Source organism: Streptomyces sp. NBC_00076, assembly GCF_045041235.1.
GTDB lineage: Bacteria > Actinomycetota > Actinomycetes > Streptomycetales > Streptomycetaceae > Streptomyces.
In genome coordinates, this window is record NZ_CP108242.1 from 1,182,578 (window position 1) to 1,202,104 (window position 19,527).

General features: G+C 71.2%; 15 protein-coding genes and 1 pseudogene. 13 read left to right on the plus strand and 3 right to left on the minus strand.

What is annotated here, in order from left to right; genetic code table 11:
* Positions 1–118: 118 nt before the first annotated feature.
* Positions 119–1,558, minus strand: coding sequence for a S1 family peptidase (locus tag OHA64_RS05450; RefSeq protein WP_405608660.1), 1,440 nt, complete (start codon positions 1,556–1,558; stop codon positions 119–121).
* A 1,066-nt stretch (positions 1,559–2,624) separates the two neighbouring features.
* Between OHA64_RS05450 and OHA64_RS05455 the strand changes: the two genes are divergently transcribed.
* The 10 genes from OHA64_RS05455 to OHA64_RS05500 all read left to right on the plus strand — a co-directional run bounded on the left by OHA64_RS05455 (position 2,625) and on the right by OHA64_RS05500 (position 13,958).
* Positions 2,625–2,840 (plus strand): type A2 lantipeptide, encoded by a 216-nt coding sequence (locus OHA64_RS05455; protein ID WP_356772036.1) that lies wholly within the window; start codon positions 2,625–2,627, stop codon positions 2,838–2,840.
* A 121-nt stretch (positions 2,841–2,961) separates the two neighbouring features.
* Positions 2,962–3,768, plus strand: coding sequence for an HlyD family efflux transporter periplasmic adaptor subunit (locus tag OHA64_RS05460; RefSeq protein WP_405608664.1), 807 nt, complete (start codon positions 2,962–2,964; stop codon positions 3,766–3,768).
* Positions 3,765–5,987: an NHLP family bacteriocin export ABC transporter peptidase/permease/ATPase subunit gene (locus OHA64_RS05465; RefSeq protein WP_405608667.1), complete on the plus strand. Its 2,223-nt coding sequence runs from the start codon at positions 3,765–3,767 to the stop codon at positions 5,985–5,987. The genes OHA64_RS05460 and OHA64_RS05465 overlap by 4 nt, the downstream gene beginning before the upstream one ends.
* Position 5,988: 1 nt before the next feature.
* Entirely contained in the window at positions 5,989–8,805 is a 2,817-nt protein-coding gene (locus tag OHA64_RS05470; RefSeq protein ID WP_405608670.1) for an NHLP bacteriocin export ABC transporter permease/ATPase subunit, read from the plus strand.
* 231 nt (positions 8,806–9,036) lie between these two features.
* Positions 9,037–10,539 carry an MFS transporter gene (locus OHA64_RS05475; RefSeq protein ID WP_405608673.1) on the plus strand — a complete coding sequence of 501 codons (1,503 nt, stop codon included), beginning with the start codon at positions 9,037–9,039 and terminating at the stop codon, positions 10,537–10,539.
* Positions 10,540–10,736: 197 nt separating this feature from the next.
* Positions 10,737–11,741, plus strand: coding sequence for a Ppx/GppA family phosphatase (locus OHA64_RS05480; RefSeq protein ID WP_405608676.1), 1,005 nt, complete (start codon positions 10,737–10,739; stop codon positions 11,739–11,741).
* 32 nt (positions 11,742–11,773) lie between these two features.
* Entirely contained in the window at positions 11,774–11,959 is a 186-nt protein-coding gene (locus OHA64_RS05485) for a hypothetical protein (RefSeq protein WP_405608679.1), read from the plus strand.
* 117 nt (positions 11,960–12,076) lie between these two features.
* A complete protein-coding gene (locus tag OHA64_RS05490; protein ID WP_405608682.1) occupies positions 12,077–13,090 on the plus strand; it encodes an iron-containing redox enzyme family protein in 1,014 nt (337 codons plus the stop codon).
* The gene (locus OHA64_RS05495; protein ID WP_405608685.1) at positions 13,091–13,780 is read left to right on the plus strand and encodes a HemK2/MTQ2 family protein methyltransferase; all 690 of its coding nucleotides are present in this window, start codon (positions 13,091–13,093) and stop codon (positions 13,778–13,780) included.
* Positions 13,761–13,958 (plus strand): CDGSH iron-sulfur domain-containing protein, encoded by a 198-nt coding sequence (locus OHA64_RS05500; protein WP_405608688.1) that lies wholly within the window; start codon positions 13,761–13,763, stop codon positions 13,956–13,958. The genes OHA64_RS05495 and OHA64_RS05500 overlap by 20 nt, the downstream gene beginning before the upstream one ends.
* A 219-nt stretch (positions 13,959–14,177) precedes the next feature.
* Here the strand turns inward: OHA64_RS05500 and OHA64_RS05505 are convergent, their stop codons facing one another.
* Positions 14,178–14,612, minus strand: a complete 435-nt coding sequence (locus OHA64_RS05505; protein WP_405608691.1) for a protease inhibitor — start codon at positions 14,610–14,612, stop codon at positions 14,178–14,180.
* A gap of 326 nt (positions 14,613–14,938) precedes the next feature.
* Here OHA64_RS05505 and OHA64_RS05510 point away from each other — a divergent pair, with 326 nt between their 5' ends.
* The 3 genes and pseudogenes from OHA64_RS05510 to OHA64_RS05520 all read left to right on the plus strand — a co-directional run bounded on the left by OHA64_RS05510 (position 14,939) and on the right by OHA64_RS05520 (position 17,336).
* Entirely contained in the window at positions 14,939–15,490 is a 552-nt protein-coding gene (locus OHA64_RS05510) for a hypothetical protein (protein ID WP_405608694.1), read from the plus strand.
* A 114-nt stretch (positions 15,491–15,604) separates the two neighbouring features.
* Positions 15,605–16,066, plus strand: a pseudogene (locus OHA64_RS05515) (alpha/beta hydrolase); the annotation flags it as partial.
* Positions 16,067–16,166: 100 nt separating this feature from the next.
* Positions 16,167–17,336, plus strand: a complete 1,170-nt coding sequence (locus OHA64_RS05520) for a lactate 2-monooxygenase (protein WP_405608697.1) — start codon at positions 16,167–16,169, stop codon at positions 17,334–17,336.
* Positions 17,337–17,436: 100 nt separating this feature from the next.
* Here OHA64_RS05520 and OHA64_RS05525 read toward each other — a convergent pair whose 3' ends face one another.
* Entirely contained in the window at positions 17,437–19,068 is a 1,632-nt protein-coding gene (locus OHA64_RS05525) for an RICIN domain-containing protein (RefSeq protein WP_405608700.1), read from the minus strand.
* Positions 19,069–19,527 lie beyond the last annotated feature (459 nt).

Sequence of the window (19,527 nt, forward strand, 5' to 3'; positions counted from 1 at the left end):
CGGTTGGGGCCGGGGGTCCGCGCTGTCGAGAGCGGCTCAGTGGGGGCGAACCGCTCTCGACTCGGCCGGCGGAGCCGAGGCGGCCGGACTCCGGTCCGGACCGCCGTCGGCGGTGGAATCAGTGGGACTCGGTCAGACCCGAGCCGCCCTCGACACCGGTGTCCTCGCCCGTGCCGGTCTGGTCACCGGCACCGGCCTCTTCCCCGGCTCCGGCTTCCTCGCCGCCCGCTTCCTGGCCGGCTCCGGCTTCCTCGCCGCCGACCTCCTGGCCGGCACCGGCCTCCTCACCGGCACCGGCACCGGCTTCCTCGCCGCCTGCCGCGTCACCAGCACCGGCCTCCTCGCCGCCGGCCGCGTCACCGGCACCCGCGTCACCGGCACCGGCGTCACCGGCACCCGCGCCACCGGCTTCGTCACCCGCACCGCCGGCCGCGTCGCCCGCACCGAGCGTCGCGCCGACCGCCTCCAGCGCGGTGGTGACCGGCTGGAAGAAGGTCTCTCCGCCGGCCGTGCAGTCGCCGCTGCCGCCGGAGGTCAGGCCGATGGCCAGACCGTCCTGGGTGAACAGCGAGCCGCCGCTGTCGCCGGGCTCGGCGCAGACGTCGGTCTGGATGAGCCCGGTGACGGTGCCCTCCGGGTAGTTCACGGTGGCGTCGAGTCCGAGGACCTGGCCGTCGTTGAGCCCGGTGGTGCTGCCCATCCGGGACACTTCCTGGCCGACCGCGGCTTCCGCGGCCTCCGAGATCTGGACGGTCTGTCCGCCACCGACGTTGACCTCGCTCGCGGCCACGGTCGCCGGGTCGTCGTACTTGACGAGGGCGAAGTCCCCGTCACCGGGGAAGGTCGCCTGGTCGACGGTGGCGATCGGCTGGCCGTCCTCGGCGTCCGACCACTGCTCGGCCGCGACGCCGCAGTGACCGGCGGTCAGGAACGCGGGGCTGCCGTCGCCCGCGGTGACGTTGAAACCGAGCGAGCAGCGCGCGCCGCCGCCGAAGATGGCGTCACCGCCGGAGACGAACGTCTTGAAGGTGCCGGCCGACTTCTTGATGGTGGCCATGCTGGAACCGAGACCGTCAACGGTCGACTCCAGTCTGTCCCACTTGGCACCGGTCACGGTGCTGTCGGCGGTCACCAGGATCTTGTTCGTCTTCGGGTCGACGGCCCAGGAGGTGCCCGGGATGGTCGCCTTGGTCTTCAGGGTCTGCGCGCCGGCCTCGAGCTCGGTGAGGCTGTTGGCGACCTCGCGGACCTTCGCGCCGGCCTTCTTCGCCTGGACGACCACGTTGTTGTTGTCGCCCGAGATGACGTTGACGACGAGCTGTTGGCTGTCGGACTCGTAGTAGGAACCGGCGAAGGATTCACCGAGCAGACCTGCGAGCTGCGAGGCGAGGTCCGAGGCATCCGCCGCCTTCAGAGTCTTCGGCGCGGCGGCGGCGTCGTTCGAAGCACCGTCCTGGGAGGCGTTGGCGTTGGGGAGCAGAATTGCGGCTGCTCCGAGCGCCACTACGCCGCCCGCCGCTATCGCGGCCTTGCGCTTCGGAATTCGCTTGTGACTCAAACTTCTCGACCTCCTGAGGGACCGGAGTCTCTTGCCTGGTGCGGCAGTTGATGGGGCGCCTGGATGGCTGGAAGTACGCACGGGGTGCACGGGGCGTTCAATTCCGTTTTCGCGCGCCCGGCGCACGACACCGAATCGGCCATGGCCGCCGCCCGCCGGTCCGGCGCGGGAAAGAGTCCCCCATATGCCGATGACCACCGCCGAAGCCGACAAGGCCCTCGCCGCCGAATTCGTCCGTCGGGTTCTCGAACCGGGCCCGTCCGTACGGGCGTTGGCCGGCTACCGCAGCGACGGCGCGTCTTCCCTGGTCGCAGAGGGTGTACCGGGAGGACTGCGGGGCGTCCGGGCGAGCTCGGTCGGTCGCCGCCGGAACGGCGACGTTGATCGCCGTGGGGGCAGCCCGGGGCGCCTTCGGACCGATGCCGGCGGTGCGGCGATCGGCATTCCGTCGGTGTGCGGTGGCCGGTGCGGATGTCTTGATCGAAGCGGTGGCCACAAAGCCGCGCCATCGCACGGCCTTTCCTGCATGGCACCTGTCAGGCACCTGCATCGCGTCGTCATCGCGTCGTCATCGCGACACCGGCGAGCACGTTCTGCGCATTCCCGGACTGACACGGTCGGCAACAGATCATCGACGCTCCGTCGCGATCGTCGCGCTGAATCCTCCCTTCGGAGAATCTGCACATCGACCACCCAAGGCAGTCACCCCGCGCGGAAGTTCTGCACATACCCGCGGTGCGCGCCGCCCCTTGGGCGCGGAGTGTCGGATTCGCCCCGGAGGCCGCAAGCGCTCGTATGAATCGAAGCCGCACACAGTGTGAAGAAGTCGCCACCAACGCGTGCGCACACCTGCACCGAACGGTGCGTCTGGGTCACAAGTGCGCTGGTGAGGCGGGTGGTTGATTGGAAGCGCGGACCCGCCGCGTGCTTTGATCCATCGCACCGCAGGGACCGCCAAGGGTTCTTCGGCAACGGGTGCCCGGCACCTGCGGTCGCGGCGGTTCCTCTGTCCCCCAGAGGGGGCCGCTCCCCCCTTGCGAATATCCATATGAAGGGAAGTTCCCCCATGAACTCCACCCCCCAGGTTGCGACCGTCGAGATCTCCGACGCCGAGCTGGACAACGTCTCCGGCGGCCTGGCCGTCAACGCCCTCGGCACCGTCACCGGCCTGGTGGACGGCGTTGCCCCGGTTTCCGGCCTGGTCAACACCGCTGTCGGCACGGTTGAGGGCGCCACCGGCCTGAACACCGCCCCGGTCACCGACCTGGTCGCCGGCGTCTGATCGCACCTTTTGTGATCCTTCAGTCCCGGAGCCGCTCTGCGGTTCCGGGACTCTCGGGTGCTCCGACCCAGCCGGCTCGCGCGAGCCGGTCCTCTCTCTTTCGCAGGTGAGGGAAAGTTCCGTGCAGTTCCGCCAACAGGCCCTCGCCAAGCTCCAGTCGCCCGAAGAGCTGGACCTTCCGGTGCGCTTCGCCCGCCCCCAGGGCTGGCTCGTGCTGGCCGTGACGGTGGTCGTGATGGCGGCCGCCTGTGTGTGGGCGGTCACCGGCTCGGTGGCCTCGACGGTGAGCGCGCCCGCGATCCTCACGCATGGGCAGGGCAGTTACATCCTGCAGAGCCCGGTGGCCGGCCAGGTGACCGAGGTCGTCGCCGAGCAGGGCCAACGGCTGCCCGCCGACGCACCCGTACTGAAGGTCCGTACGGCCGACGGCGTGACCGTGGTCCGTACGGTCGCCGCGGGCCGGATCACCGGACTCGCCGCGACCATCGGGCAGATCATCCAGACCGGCGCGAACGTCGCCGCCGTGGAGAAGATCGCCCGCACCTCCGACCCCCTCTACGCCACGGTGTACGTGCCCGCCGAGAACGCGGCCTCCATCCCGGCGGACGCCGCCGTGGACCTGACCGTCCAGTCGGTGCCGACGCAGGAGTACGGCGTGCTGCACGGCCGGGTGAAGACGGTGGACCGTTCCGCCCAGTCGGCCCAGCAGATCTCCGCGTTCCTCGGCGACAGCCAGCTCGGCGAGCAGTTCACCGAGGACGGCAGGCCGGTGGCCGTGCTGGTGAAGCTGGACAAGTCGTCCGGTACGAAGAGCGGTTACGAGTGGTCGTCCACGGACGGGCCGCCGTTCGCCCTCACCTCCATGACCTCGGCCACGGGTTCGATCCGGCTGGCCGATCAGCATCCCGTCGATTGGCTGCTGCCGTGACCACCGCACAGGACACCCGCAGCAGGCGCCGCGCCGCCCCGCCGAAACGCCCCGTCCCCAAGGGGAAGTCGAAGACCGTCCGTACACCCACCGTGCTCCAGATGGAGGCGGTCGAATGCGGCGCCGCCTCCCTCGCGATGGTGCTGGGCCACTACGGAAAGCACGTCCCGCTGGAGGAGCTGCGCATCGCGTGCGGTGTGTCCCGGGACGGTTCACGAGCCAGCAACCTGTTGAAGGCGGCCCGCAGTTACGGCCTGACGGCCAAGGGCATGCAGATGGACACGGCCGCCCTCGCCGGGGTGCGGACGCCGGCCGTGCTGTTCTGGGAGTTCAACCACTACGTCGTCTACGACGGCATGGGCCGCCGCTTCGGCCGCCGGGGCGTGTACATCAACGACCCCGGCAAGGGCCGCCGCTTCGTGCCCATGGAGGACTTCGACGGCAGCTTCACCGGTGTCGTGCTGGTGATGGAGCCCGGCGAGGAGTTCAGCCGGGGCGGACGCAAGCCCGGTGTTCTGGGCGCGATGCCGGCCCGGCTGCGCGGCACCGCGGGGACCATGCCGGCGGCGGTGCTGGCGAGCCTGCTGCTGGTGCTGGTCGGCGCTGCCGTCCCCGCGCTCAGCCGCACCTACATCGACATGTTCCTGATCGGGGGTCAGACCTCCCTGCTCGGCGTGCTGTTCGCGTCGATGGGGGCGTCCGTGCTGCTCACCCTCGTGCTGACCTGGTTGCAGCAGGCGAACCTGCTGCACGGCCGCATCATCTCCTCCACCCTGTCCAGCGCCCGCTTCCTGCGCCATCTGCTGCGGCTGCCGGTGACCTTCTTCTCCCAGCGCAGCCCCGCCGACCTGGTGCAGCGCCTGCAGTCGAACGACCAGGTGGCCGAGACCCTGGCCCGCGACCTCGCTGCGGCGGGCGTGGACGCGGTGGTCGTCGTCCTGTACGCGGTGCTCCTCTACACCTACGACCCGCAGCTGACGTATGTCGGTATCGGCGTGGCCCTGCTGAACGTGGTGGCCATGCGGGTCGTCATCAAGCTGCGCGCCACCCGTACGGCGAAACTGCGCGCCGACAGCGCCCGGCTCACCAACACCGCCTACACCGGGCTTCAGTTGATCGAGACCATGAAGGCGACCGGCGGTGAGGACGGCTACTTCCGCAAGTGGGCGGGGCAGCACGCCACCACGCTGGAGGAGCAGCAGCGGCTCGGGGTGCCGAGCGCCTGGCTGGGCGTGGTCGCGCCGACGCTGGCGTCGCTGAACAGTGCGCTGATCCTGTGGATCGGCGGGATGCGGGCGGTGGAGGGCGGCATCTCGGTCGGTCTGCTGGTCGCCTTCCAGGCGCTGGTCACCCGCTTCACCGCCCCGATCACCCGTCTCAACGGAGTCGCGGGCCGCATCCAGGACTTCGCCGCCGACGTGGCCCGGCTGAAGGACGTGGAGAACTTCCAGGCCGACCCGCTCTACGACCGTCGAGGCGGTGGCGAGTCGACGCGTCGGCTGCAGGGCCATGTCGAGCTGGAGAACATCACCTTCGGCTACAGCCCGCTGGACAAGCCCCTGCTGTCCGGCTTCGACCTGACCGTGGGCCCGGGCCGGCAGGTCGCTCTGGTCGGCGGCTCGGGCAGCGGCAAGTCGACGGTGTCCCGGCTGATCTCGGGCCTGTACACCCCTTGGGAGGGCGTGATCCGTATCGACGGACAGCGTCTGGACGACATCCCGCGCGGGGCGCTCGCGGCCTCCGTCTCCTTCGTCGACCAGGACGTGTTCCTCTTCGAGGGCTCGGTCCGCGACAACGTGGCCCTGTGGGACCCGTCGATCCCGGACGACGCGGTGGAGGACGCGCTGCGGGACGCGGCCCTGTACGACGTCGTCGTGCGGCGACCGGGCGGCATCCACAGCAAGGTGGAGCAGGACGGGCGGAACTTCTCCGGCGGTCAGCGGCAACGCCTGGAGATCGCACGGGCGTTGGTGCGCCGGCCCAGCATCCTGGTGCTCGACGAGGTCACCAGCGCGCTGGACGCGGAGACCGAGCTGGTCGTGATGGACAACCTGCGCAAACGTGGCTGTGCCTGTGTGGTGATCGCACACCGGCTCAGCACGGTGCGCGACAGCGACGAGATCGTCGTACTGCAGCACGGCACGATCGTGGAGCGTGGGCGGCACGAGGAGCTGGTGGCGCGCGGTGGCGCGTACGCCGAGCTGGTCAGGGAGCGGTGAGATGACGACCGCACACGAGCCGGACCTCGTTCTGGGCGCGCTCGGGTCCATGGGCGCGCCCCTCGACTGCACCGGCCTCAACCGCCTCGATCTGGAGGGGCCGCAGGTGCTGTGGCTGGTCGCGGCCGGCGCCGTCGACCTGTTCGCGGTGGACGCCGACCAGCAGGGCCACTGGCACCACCTGGGCCGCCTGGAGGCGGGCTCACTGCTGCTCGGTCCGGTGCCCGGGCCCCAGCACACCCTCGTGGCACGGCCGCTCAGGGACTGTGTGGTGCGCCGGATCGGTCTGCGTGAGCTGCACCAGCCGGCGAACACCGAGACCTGGTCCTACGACGAGTACGGCAACCCCCAGTACGTACCTCCGACGACGAGCCCGCTGGAGTACGCCCTGGCGCTGGGCGTCGGCCGCAGCCTGTCGATCCTCTTCCAGGCGCCGATGGCCACCGAACGGGCCGCCGCGCTCACCGACGACGACGTGTTCTGGATGCAGGTCCCGCCGGGCAGCGTGCAGTACGGCTCGCTGTACGGAGCGGAGGCGGCCGCCGACCTGCTGATGGACCCGGCGGTGTGGCAGAGCATGGTCGACCAGCAGTACCGGCTGCTGACCACGCTGGACCGCTGGATCGAGCAGCTGGAGCACACCCACGAGACCCGCACCGCGGCCGGGATCAAGGCCGGTGAGGCGGTCCGCGCCCAGGCCGACCGGACGCTGCTGGCGTCGATCGGCAAGCGGTCCTCGCAGCGCACGACGGCCGCCGACGCGGACGCCAGTCACGCCGCCTGCAAGCTGGTCGCCCAGGCGGCCGGGATCACGCTCGCCGAACCCGCGCAGTCCGGCACCGAGAGCGACCGCCTCGACCCGGTGGAACGGATCGCGATCGCCTCCCGCGTGCGCACCAGGGCGGTACGCCTTGACGGGCGCTGGTGGCACGACGACGTCGGCCCGCTGGTGGGCCACCGGGCCCTGTCCGGTGCGCCGGTCGCGCTGCTGTGGCGGCGCGGCGGGTATGTGGCCGTCCATCCGGCGACCGGCCGGGAGACGCCGATCGAGAAGGCGAACGCGGAGGAGTTCGAGCCGCGTGCGGTGATGTTCTACCGTCCCCTGCCCGACCGGCCGCTCACGCCGCTCGGGCTGCTCCGCTTCAGCATGCGCGGCTCGGGCGGCGATCTGCGGAACCTCCTGATCAGCGGCCTGGTGACGGTCGCGATCGGCGCGCTGGTGCCCATCGCGACCGGCAAGGTGCTCGGCGAGTACGTGCCGAAGGCGCAGACCGAGCTGATCGTGCAGGCCTGCCTCGCGGTGATGGTCAGCAGCGTGGTGGCGGCGGCCTTCATGCTGCTGGAGAACCTGACGATCCTCCGTCTGGAGGGCCGTATCGAGTCCACGCTGCAACCGGCGGTGTGGGACCGGCTGCTCCGGCTGCCGACGAAGTTCTTCACCCAGCGTTCCACGGGCGAACTGGCGAGCGCCGCCATGGGCATCAGCGCGATGCGCAGGATGATGGCGGGCATCGGCCCGGTGCTCGCCCAGTCGGTGACCGTGGGCGCGATGAACCTGGGGCTGCTGTTCTGGTACAGCGCCTCGATGGCGCTGGCGGCGATCGGCATGCTCGTCGTCATCGCCGCGCTGTTCCTGGGGCTCGGGCTGTGGCAGGTGCGCTGGCAGCGGCGGCTGGTGGTGCTCGGCAACAAGCTGAACAACCAGGCCTTCCAGACGCTGCGCGGCCTGCCGAAGCTCAGGGTCGCGGCGGCCGAGAACTACGCCTACGCGGCCTGGGCCTCGGAGTTCGCGCGCAGCCGGGAACTCCAGCAGAAGGTGGGGCGCATCAAGAACCTCACCACGGTGATGGGCGCGGTGTACCTGCCGCTGTGCACCCTGCTGATGTTCATGCTGCTGGCAGGCCCGGCGCGCGGGGTGATGTCCGCGTCCGCGTTCCTCACCTTCAACACGTCGGTGACGATGCTGCTGACGGCCGTGACCCAGCTGACCGGCTCCTTCGTCTCGGCGGTGGCCGCGCTGCCGCTGTTCGAGGAGATCAAGCCCGTCCTGGAGGCCACGCCCGAGGTGCGCAAGGCAAGCACCCGGCCCGGCCCGCTCTTGGGTGGCATCGAGGCCCGCCGGCTGTCCTTCCGCTACTCGGACGACGGTCCGCTGGTGCTGGACGACGTCTCGTTCGACATCCGGCCCGGTGAGTTCGTGGCGGTCGTCGGCCCGAGCGGCTGCGGCAAGTCGACCCTGCTCAGGTTGCTGATCGGCTTCGACCCGCCGGTCTCGGGCAGTGTGCTGTACGACGGTCAGGACCTGGCCGCGCTCGACCAGTCCGCCGTACGCCGGCAGTGCGGGGTGGTGCTCCAGCACGCGCAACCGTTCACCGGGTCGATCCTGGACGTCATCTGCGGCACCGAGCCGTACACGCCGGAGGAGGCGCTGGCGGCGGCCGAGATGGCGGGGCTCGCCGAGGACATCAAGCGGATGCCGATGGGCCTGCACACGATCGTCTCGGGCAGCGGCGCGATCTCCGGCGGCCAGCGGCAACGCCTCATGATCGCCCAGGCGTTGATCCGCCGCCCGCGCATCCTCTTCTTCGACGAGGCGACCAGCGCACTGGACAACGAGACGCAGCGCACGGTCATCGAGAGCACCAAGGCCCTCAACGCCACCCGCGTCGTCATCGCGCACCGCCTGTCGACCGTCATGGACGCCGACCGCGTGATCGTGATGGAGGACGGCAAGGTCGCCCAGCAGGGCCCGCCCGCCCAGCTCCTCGCGGACACCGGCGGCCGGCTGCACGAGCTGGTGCGACGCCAGATGGCGTGACGGGTCGGGCGTCGGGACCGGGGTCCGGGCGCCGGGAGCCGGGACCGGGGCGGCGGACTTCTCACCGCGGGCCCTGGTGCGCAGGCATGGCTGAAACTTCCCCACCCAGCGAAACGTTGCCGTTTCGCTGGATGTACTCTAACCTCAAGGCGTACGAAACCGTTTCGTTTACGTGCCCTTTGCCTTTGAACTACCTCCCCCTGAACTACGTCCCCGGAGTGGGTTTCACCGATGTCACAGAAGACCCTGCCCGAGAGTGGCCGGGAGGGCGCCGTGACGGCGCCGGACGCCGCCTCGTCGAAGAAGTGGTGGATCCTCGCGGTCGTCGCCCTGGCCCAGCTGATGGTGGTCCTGGACGCCACCATCGTGAACATCGCGCTGCCGTCCGCGCAGGCCGACCTCGGGTTCTCCGACGGGAACCGGCAGTGGATCGTCACCGCCTACGCGCTGGCGTTCGCCTCCCTGCTGCTGCTCGGCGGACGCATAGCCGACCTCTTCGGCCGCAAGTCGGCCTTCCTCATCGGGATCGTCGGCTTCGCGGCGGTCTCCGCGCTCGGCGGCGCGGCGGCCAACTTCGAGATGCTGGTCACGGCTCGCGCCCTGCAGGGTGCCTTCGGCGCGCTACTCGCACCCGCCGCGCTGTCCCTGCTGAACACGACGTTCACCGACGCCCGCGAACGCGCCAAGGCGTTCAGCGTGTACGGCGCCATCGCCGGCGCGGGCGGCGCGGTGGGTCTGCTGCTCGGCGGCATCCTGACCGACGCCCTCGACTGGCGCTGGACGCTGTATGTCAACGTCGTCATCGCCGTCGTCGCCTTCGCGGGCGGCTGGGTGCTGCTGGCCAACAAGCGCGACGCCTCGAACTCCAAGCTGGACGTGCCGGGCACCATTCTGGTCGCCGCCGGTCTGTTCTCCCTGGTCTACGGCTTCTCCAACGCGGAGACGCACGACTGGGGCTCCCCCGCGACCTGGGGCTTCCTGATCGCCGGAGGTGCGCTGCTGGCCGCGTTCACCTGGTGGCAGACCCGCGCCGCGCACCCGCTGCTGCCGCTGCGCATTCTGCTGGACCGCAACCGCGCGGCCTCCTTCTTCGCCGTGCTGATCTCCGGCGCGGGCATGTTCGGCGTGTTCCTCTTCCTCACCTACTACCTCCAGCTGAACCTGGGCTTCAGCCCGACCAAGACCGGCGTGGCGTTCCTGCCGATGGTCGCCGCGCTGATGGTGGCCGCACAGCTCGGCACCACGATGCTGGTGCCGCGGATGGGGCCGAAGGCGGTCATCCCGCTGGGCTTCGCGATCGCCGGCGTCGGCATGGCCTGGCTGACCGGGATCGGCGTCGGCTCGTCTTACACGAGCTCGGTGCTGCCGCAGCTCATCGTGACCGGCATCGGTCTCGGCCTGGTGATGCCGCCGGCCATGCAGATGGCCACCGGCGGAGTGGAGGCCCAGGACGCGGGCGTCGCCTCCGCCACGGTCAACGCCATGCAGCAGGTGGGCGGTTCGATCGGAACGGCGCTGCTGAACACGCTGGCCGCGAGCGCCGCCACCGACTACCTGACCGGGAAGAACGCGACCGACAAGCTGGTCCGGGCGCAGGCGACGATCGAGAGCTACACCACCGCCTTCTGGTGGTCGGCGGGCTTCTTCGCCGCGGGTGCGCTCATCGCGCTCCTGCTCTACCGGCGCGGGGTGCAGCAACAGGACGCGGACGCCGCGCCCGTCGTCCACATGTGACCCTGACCGCCCGAGCCGTCAGGTCCGAGGGGCCGCCGTCCGCAGGGAGACGGCGGCCCCTGCGCACGCTCCCGTCCGGCCCGGTCGTCCGCACCCCGTGCCTCCCAACCGGACGGCGGGGCCGGGCCGTTGGCCGGGACCTGGCCCGCAGGGCGGTCCTCGCGTTGGACCACCGGCCAAGTGGGTACCCACCGGCCATGCGAATCAGCGTGGTGGACGTGGGATCGAACACGGTCAGACTTGCGGTCGCGGACGCGGAGGACGGGGTTCCGCTGCCGGTCCACACCGCCAAGTGGCGCCTGCGGCTGTCCGATCAGGTGAAGCCCGGGTGCCCGGTGCCGGACGAGGCCGTAGATCGGCTGGTGGATGCCGTGGCCGAGGCGAGCCGGACCGCGACCAGGTGGGGTGCGGCGGGTCCGCTCGCCTTCGCGACCGCGGTGGTGCGCAACGCCCCGAACCGCCAGGAGGTGCTGCGGACCGTCCGGGCGCGGACCGGGGTCGAACTGTGCACCCTGCCGGGTGAGGTGGAGGCGGAGCTCACCTTCCTCGGCGCACGCCGCTGGATGGGCTGGCGGTCCGGGCCGCTCGCCCTGATGGACATCGGCGGCGGCTCGCTCGAAGTGGCCTTCGGCCGCGGCCGGGTGCCGGACTTCGTGGCCTCGCTGCCGCTCGGCGCGGGCCGGCTCACCCATGAGTTCTTCGACGGCCAGGACCCTCCGCTCCCGGAGCAGGTCCGGGCGTTGCGCCGCAAGGTCCGCCACCAGCTGCGGGACGCGGCGGCGCGGATCCGCTGGGAGGGACCGCACACGGCGGTGGCCACCTCGCGCACCTTCCAGCAACTGGGCCGCCTGTGCGGGGCACCGCCGGGGCGGCACGGCCCGTTCGTGGAACGGCGGTTACAACGTGAGGACCTGCGGGACGCGGCCGTCCGTCTCGCCGTCCTGCCCGCCGCCGACCGCGCTCTGCTGCCCGGCATCTCCGCGCCGCGCGCCGCGCAGAGTCTGGCCGGCGCGGTGGTCGGGCACACCGCGATGAAGCTGACCGGGATCAGGTCGCTCACGCTCTGCCCGTGGGCGATCCGTGAGGGGGTGCTGCTGCGGCACATCGAGGACGGCCCGTCCTGGTGGGCGGAGATCATCCGCCTCAACGAAGCGATTCCACCGGACCCGGTACCACTGCGCATCGCGACCGCCACGAGCTGAACCCGACAAGAGGGAAGAGGAGGGAGCCGACCATGGCCGACACCGGGAAGAACGACCGGAACGAGCCGCCCGAGACCGCTCTCGAAGAGGTTTTGCGCGAGATCGAGGACGCCGAGACCCGCACCCGGGACTCCGACGAGCGGCGCCGGCACCGGGGCGAGGCCGGCGAGGCCATCACCACGAACACCCGAGCCCAGGAGGAGTCCAAGGGCGACTGACCTGCTCGAACGGCGCACTCACGGGTCGTTCCGGAGGGCGCGCCGGCCGGGAACGGGCCGTGGGCGCGGCGGGCCACTCGGACGGGTGGCCCGCCGCCCGCGGGGTACCCGGCGCGCATGCCGCACGAGACCCAGGAGCCACTTCTGCCGACGGCGCGAGGGCCGGTCTCCGCAGCCGTCACGGAGTACCTGCGGGGCACCGGACCGCTGCCGCGCCCCGAGGACATCGCGGACGCGCCGGTCTACGGCGATGACCTCCAGCTCGCCCTCTACCTCTGCTACGAGCTGCACTACCGCGGCTTCGCGGGCGTCGCCCCGGAGTGCGAGTGGGACCCGGAGGTGCTGCGCACCCGGGCCGCGCTGGAACACCGTTTCCTGACCGCGCTGCGTGCGGACACCCCCGTCCACGACAGCGTCGAGGACACGCTCGCGGGGATCCTGGTCGAGCCCGTCGACGGCACGGGCGTCTCCCACCATCTGCGCGACCGGGGCGAACTGTGGCAGGTGCGCGAGTACGCAGCCCAGCGCTCCCTCTACCACCTCAAGGAGGCGGACCCGCACGCCTGGGTGCTGCCGAGGCTGTGGGGCCGGGCCAAGGCGGGGATGGCGGCGGTGGAGTTCGACGAGTTCGGCGGGGGCCGCCCGGATCGCGTGCACGCCCGCCTGTACGCCGACCTGATGACGGACCTGGGCCTGGACCCTACGTACGGCCGCTACCTGGACGCGGCCTCGGCCGAGCTGCTGGCCACGGTGAACCTGATGTCCCTGTTCGGGCTGCACCGCTCGCTCCGGGGCGCCCTGGTGGGCCACTTCGCGGCGGTCGAGATCACCTCCTCCCCCGGTTCCCGCCGACTGGCCGAGGCGATGCGGCGCACCGGTGCCGGAGCCGCCGCCGAGTTCTTCTACGACGAGCACGTGGAGGCCGACGCGGTCCACGAGCAGGTCGTACGCCATGAGGTCATCGGCGGTCTGCTGGAGGAGGAGCCGCATCTCGGGCCCGATGTCGCCTTCGGCATCGATGCCACCGGACATGTCGAGGACCGTTTCGCCGGGCGTCTGCTCGCCGACTGGAACGCGGGCCGGTCCTCGTTGCGCACACCCCTGGCTTCCACAATGTCAGGTATCTCCTGAATGTCCTGGGGTACTCGGGGGGACGTGAATCCACTGGTGCTTCCACTGGCCCTCCCAGGTGTGTACATCCCTCAGGAGGACACCGCCCTGCTGACCGGGGCCCTGTCCGAGGAGCAGATCGCGCCGGGCGCGGACGTGCTCGACGTGGGCACCGGGAGCGGGGCGCTGGCCATCGAGGCCGCCCGCCGCGGGGCCCGGGTGACCGCGGTGGACGTGTCCAGGCGCGCGGTGTACACCGCTCGCCTCAACGCCCGGGTTGCGGGGGTGCCGGTCCGTGTCCGGCGCGGGAACCTCTTCGCCCCGGTACGGGACCGGTCCTTCGACCTCATCCTCACCAACCCGCCGTACGTGCCCGCGCCCACGGGCCTGCGGCCGCCCCGCGGCCGGGCCAGGGCCTGGGACGCGGGGCACGACGGGCGGGTCGTCCTGGACCGGATCTGCCGGGAGGCACCCACGCTGCTCAGGCCCGGCGGGGTCCTGCTGATGGTGCATTCAGGGCTCAGCGACCCCGGCAGGACGCTCGATCACCTGCGCACCACCGGGCTGAAGGCCTCCGTGATCCGACGCAGCCGGATCACGTTCGGTCCGGTGCTGCGGGGGCGGGAGAACTGGCTGCGGGGGCGCGGGCTGCTGTCCCCCGCCGACAAGCAGGAAGAGCTGGTGGTCGTCCGTGCCGAACTCCCCGTCTGACCCGCCCCGCAGGATCTCCATGCGGCGCCGGGGGCCGCTGTTGGTGGACGGCCCCGTGGAAGTGGAACTGGAGGACGGCACCACGGTGTCCTCGGACCGGTTCCGAGTGGCCCTGTGCACCTGCCGCCGCAGCCGCCGCTACCCCTGGTGCGACACCAGCCACCGCGACCGGGCCTGAACACGACCAGACCTGACGCGACCGGGCCTGAACACAACGGGACCAATCGCCACTTGATCTGATTGCGACCAGGCCTGAATCCGGAAACGGGGGTCGGCGGACGGCCCCACTCCGTCCACCGACCCCGGTTGCGGGACCACGGGTCTTCGTGCCGAGGGCCGACACTCCCCAACTGGCAAGCCCTCGGGAGGATCACGAGGACCGCGTGATCCCGGTCTGTCAGAACGTGAAGACGCTGCTGCCGTGGGCGCTCTTCACGCACTCGTTGGCGAAGGTCCGCTCGTAGGAGACCCGCTGGCCCCGCCAGACGCCGTCGACCGTGACGACCACGGGGTCGTACTGCTTGGTGCACTGGACGCCGCTTCTCGCCGTCAGGGCGTCGAAGTCCCCGCCGACGGAGCGGAGTTCGGCGCACGCCGACGCCGCGGCCGGGTGGGTCCCGGAGGACGTCGGAGCGCAGGTCAAGGTGACCGCGCGTTCCGGAGTGGCGAGGGTCGCGCTGTCGCCGTGGCCCACGGTGAGCACCAGGGCCGTCGGGGCGTAGAGCGAGGTCGGGGCGGTGGGCGGGGCGGCGAGCGCGGTCCCGGTGAGGGGGCCGCAGACGGCGGTGGCCGTCAGGCCGATGGTTGCTGCCCAGCGCGCGGTGTTCCGCATTGTGTGCATCCTTCCGCTCGATTCGAGGGTGTACCGCCGACCGACTCGATCGGTGCCGACGGCGGCGAGCGCGAGTCTGCCGAGTCCGCCGCCGAAACTCACATCGGACCCACAGGTTTCAGTAACCTTGCGTATTGAATCAGTGGCGTGAAGTGACAGAAATCGAACGCCCCGACCCCGGAACTGAGCGGTTCTTGATCGCCTGATCGGAGTCGATGGCCTGATTTCCCCCGCTCGGCAATAGGCCTGAAACATTCCGCTTCAGCCCTCAGCGCATCCCTCCGCGAACCCTTGCGTTCATGGTCGGTCGGAGTAATGGTGATTACATGATTACGACAGAGCAACTAGAAAAACTGCGCGGCTGGTTCGCCGGCCGCCTCCCCGACGACCTGTTCGAGGAACTGGTCGAGGTCACGGCGGACCGCGAGGAGATCACCGTGATCGGCCGGATCCCCGGGCCCCGGCTGGCGGACGACGCCTCGGACGCCGAGCGGGAGGCCGCCGTACAGGGCCGGATCCAGGAGTTCCGCGAGCGGACCCGGGACGCCCGGATCGCGGTGGCACGGGACGCCGAGCACCGGTTCGGCCGGAAGGTCTCGTGGGGCGTGGTGTGCGGCACCGAACGCGCCCTGTTCACCCACGTCGCGGCACCCGTGATGACCCGGCTGCGCCAGCCGGAGCGCCAGGTCCTGGACACCCTCATCGCGGGCGGTGTCGCCCGCAGCCGCAGTGACGCGCTCGCCTGGTGCGTACGCCTCGTCCAGAGCCACACCGACGACTGGCTGGCCGAGCTGCGGGAGTCCCTCGAACACGTCCAGCGGGTCCGCGCGCAGGGACCGGACGCGGCACCGGAGGACACGTCGGCAGACGAGACGTGAGGGAGGGTTCGTTCGCCACCTCGGTTGATCGCCTCGGCACTCGATGGTCGGCCCCGGCCGCCAGGTTGGCGGCATGAGTCAATTCGTTCTGGTGGCGGGGGCGTGGCTCGGTGCGTGCCCGTGGGACAGGCGGTGGAGCGGATCGGCGACCGACTGGCCCACGTGGTGTTCGTGGACTCCAACATCCCGACCGACGGGGAGTCGTTCCTCTCGGGCTTCGGCGGCGACCACATCCGGCAGTCGCTCGCCGAGCACGACGGCGTCTGGCCGCCGCCGGCCCCGGCCGCCTTCACGGGCCAGGACCTCACCGACGAGCAGATCGACCGCGTAGTGAGCGACGGCACCCCTCATCCGGGCGCCACGCTCAAGAACCGGCCTTGCTGAAGCGCCCGCTCGGCGAGTTCCCGGCGACGTACATCAAGGTGCGTGCTCGACGGTCGCGAGCCGCTGCCCGCCGTCGCGCAGCTCCTCAAGAGCGAGCACTGGAACCTGGTCGAGATGGACACCGGCAACTGGCCGATGTTCTCCCGGCCCCGCGAACTCGCCCGGATCCCGCACGAGGCGGCCGGAGCCTGATCCCACGTCGCGGGTCCGGCCCCGGTGGGCGGACCTGCACTTACTCGCCAGTATCGTCGGGGCACAACGCGTTCTCAGCGACGAGAGGCGGGACGTACCCATGGCCAAGCACTGGGCGGACTTCCAGTACGAGATCTATCTCAACGGGATGTCGGGCGCCGTCCCGCGCCTGCCCACCGATCTGACCCGGCTCGAGGAGCTGACCGAGCAGCGGCTCGGCCCAGGGCCCGTCGGCTATGCCGCGGGGAGCGCCGGCGACGGCAGTACCGCGCGGGCCAACCGGGCGGCGCTGGAGCGCCGCCGGATCGTGCCCCGCATGCTGCGGGACGTGCACGAGCGCGATCTGTCGGTCGAGGTCCTCGGCCGCGCCCTGCCCGCGCCGCTGGCCCTGGCGCCGGTCGGAGTGCTGTCGATCATGCACCCGGAGGCCGAGCAGGCCGCCGCCCGGGCCGCCGCCACGCAGGGCGTGCCGTACATCCTGTCGTCGGCGTCGAGCACGCCGATGGAGCAGGTCGCGGAGGCGATGGGGGACGCCGAACGCTGGTTCCAGCTGTACTGGCCGAAGGATCCCGAGGTGGCCCGCAGTTTCCTCGACCGCGCGAAGGCGGCCGGGTTCACCGTGCTGGTGGTCACGCTCGACACCCCGTTGCTGTCCTGGCGTCCGCGCGACCTCGACCAGGCGTATCTGCCGTTCCTGCACGGCGTCGGCACCGCCAACTACTTCTCGGACCCCGCGTTCCGGGCGGGCCTGGCCAAGCCGGTGCACGAGGATGTGAACGCGGCCGTCCTGCACTTCGTCGGCATGTTCTCGGACCCGGCCAAGACCTGGCCGGACCTCGCGTTCCTCAGGGAGCACTGGGACGGGCCGATCGTCCTCAAGGGGATCCTGCACCCGGACGACGCCCGGCTCGCCGCCGACGCCGGGATGGACGGCGTGGTGGTGTCCAACCACGGGGGCCGTCAGGTCGCGGGGGCGGTCGCCGCGGCCGACGCGCTGCCGCGGGTCGCGGAAGCGGTCGGCGACCGGCTGACCGTCCTGTTCGACAGCGGCATCCGCACCGGCGACGACGTCTTCAAGGCGCTGGCGCTCGGCGCGCGGGCGGTGCTCGTCGGACGGCCGTACGTCTACGGGCTCGGCCTCGACGGGCAGGCGGGCGTGGAACACGTGATCCGCTGCCTGCTCGCCGAGTTGGACCTCACCCTCGCCCTGTCGGGCCACGCCGGCCCGGCCACCGTGGGCCCCGCCGACCTCGTGGCGGAGCCGCGATGAGCGCCCCGAGGGCGGTCAGGGCCTCGGCGACCGCCGGTCGACCAGCAGGGCGACAGCCCCATTCCCGCCCAATCCCGCCCGTATTGCGCCCAGATCCCGCCTAGATCCCCTCCGACACCTCGGCGGGCCGTGCCGCCGGTTTCTCCGTCCCGGTGATGGACAGTGAACCCGGGGTGGCCGTCGACTTCGGGTCGGTCAGCCAGCGCTGCTCGGTGGAGTCGTCGCGGACCTTGACGACGATGTCGGCGCCCACGTCGTCGTTGGTGAAGGTGACGGCGAGCCGCTCGTCCCAGCGGGGCAGCAACTCCCCCCGCACGGTGAGGTCGTAGCGCACGTCGTCGGCGCGCTTCGCCTTCTCGTCGACGCAGCCGCCGAGCACCACCACTCCGGCGTCCACGTGCGAGTCGAGGCACAGGTCGGGGTCGGCCACGCTGCGGAGCAGCCCGTCGTTCTCGTACGACCACTGCTGGGTCCGCGCGGTGGAGCATGCCGCCAGCTCGGTCCCGGCCCCCTTCTTCGGCTTGCCCGTGATGTCGAGGCACAGGTCGTCCTCGGCGTTGCGCAGCCTGGTCCGCCCCGGGGCGGCGGGGAGTCGGGCGGTGCCGGAGGAGGCAGTCGGCGGGGACGGGGAGCCGGTGTCCGGCCCGCCGAGGCCGCCGTTCGCGCTGGTGGAGGCGGCCGGGTCGACCCCGTCGTCCGTCGACCAGAGGCTGGCCACCAGCACCGTCGCCAGCAGTCCGGCGGAGGCGAGGCCCACACCCGTGAGCAGTGTCCGCGAGGACCGCAGGCCGCCCGGGATCCGGCGGTGGAGTGCGGGTGCGCCTGGGGTGCCGGGCAGGAGGCGACGGCGTCCGCCACCGTGCCGGGCGGCGCCGCCGTGGGTCCCCTCCTCGGCGCGGCTGCGGCCCGGGCGGGTGTCGAGATAGCGGCGGGCACCCCAGCCGATCACCGCCTCGGCGAGCAGGACCCCCAACCCGCCCTCGAAATGGCTCAGTTGTTCGGCGGCGTTACGGCAGTAGCGGCACTCCCCCAGATGGTGCTGGACATCCGGCAGCAGTCCTCCGCCCCGGCGTATCGGAACGTCGAGGAGGCGGTTGTAGAAGCGGCAATCCTTGGTCGGCGCGAGTTCGCGATGGGCATGTACACATCCTTCGCGGAATTTTTCACGCGCTTGTTCGAGCGCCGCCGACGCGGTGTCGGCATCCATGCCCAACAGAGCGGCGGGGACGGTTATGGGTTCCGCCTCCACCTCCACGTGCCACAGCACACAGCGGGAAAGTGCGGGAAGAGCATGAAATGACCGCTCGGCGAGCTTGCGGTTTTCCGGCGTCATGGACTTCGCGGTACGCATCTCGCGAGCACCCGCGGGTTTCCCGATGTCCGGCAGAACACCCGATATCCGGTCCTCGGACGCCCACTGCCGGACCGTGTCCCGCACGGCCAGCAGCAGCCGGGGCCGTAACGCCATGGCTGTTTCGCCGTCGGCCAGCCGGTCCAGAACCTGGTGGAAGGCGGTGGCGGTGGCCATGGAGGCGCTGTCCGCCGAAGCGGCGAGGCAGATCACCGCGTACTCGTGGGCCGACCGCCAGTGCCGGGCCATCAGCAGCGCCACCGCGGGGCTGCTCTCGCGGTCCTGGCGGCCTCTGAGGGTCGCGCCGAGACTGTCGTCGGATTCTTCGGGGGGACCGCCGAGCGGGGGGTAGGGGGGACGAGGGGGGTGGGGGGTGAACACGGAGCGGATTCCTTCCCACGCACATACGGAACACAGAAGTTCTGGTCGCCGAAAAGGAGCCCGGGGAGCGGCACCTTTCGGGCGCGGGCGCGGGGAGCGTGAATTCACCAACGTCCATCCGCCCCGTTCCCACGGGAACGAATGCCGGCCGGCCCTTACCCCCACGCCGGTGGTTCACCCTTGCACAACTCACTCATGGCCAACAAGGCGCTCGGGGCAACCTGCACACCATTGCAAGAAAGTCAGATTCGTTGGGCGACCCTGTGCCAACTTGTCGGTCCCGTACTGGATTTCGGCATTGCGTGCGCCCCGTGTGAATCACGCGCCCACGCCGGAGCGCCACGCACGCTCCCGGCGCGGGGACCCGCGTAGTGCACTGGAAGCGGCCTTTCCTCGGAGGCCCCGCGCAGGACGGCGGCTCTTCTGCGCGACGACGGCCGCCGACCCCGATCCTCCGCC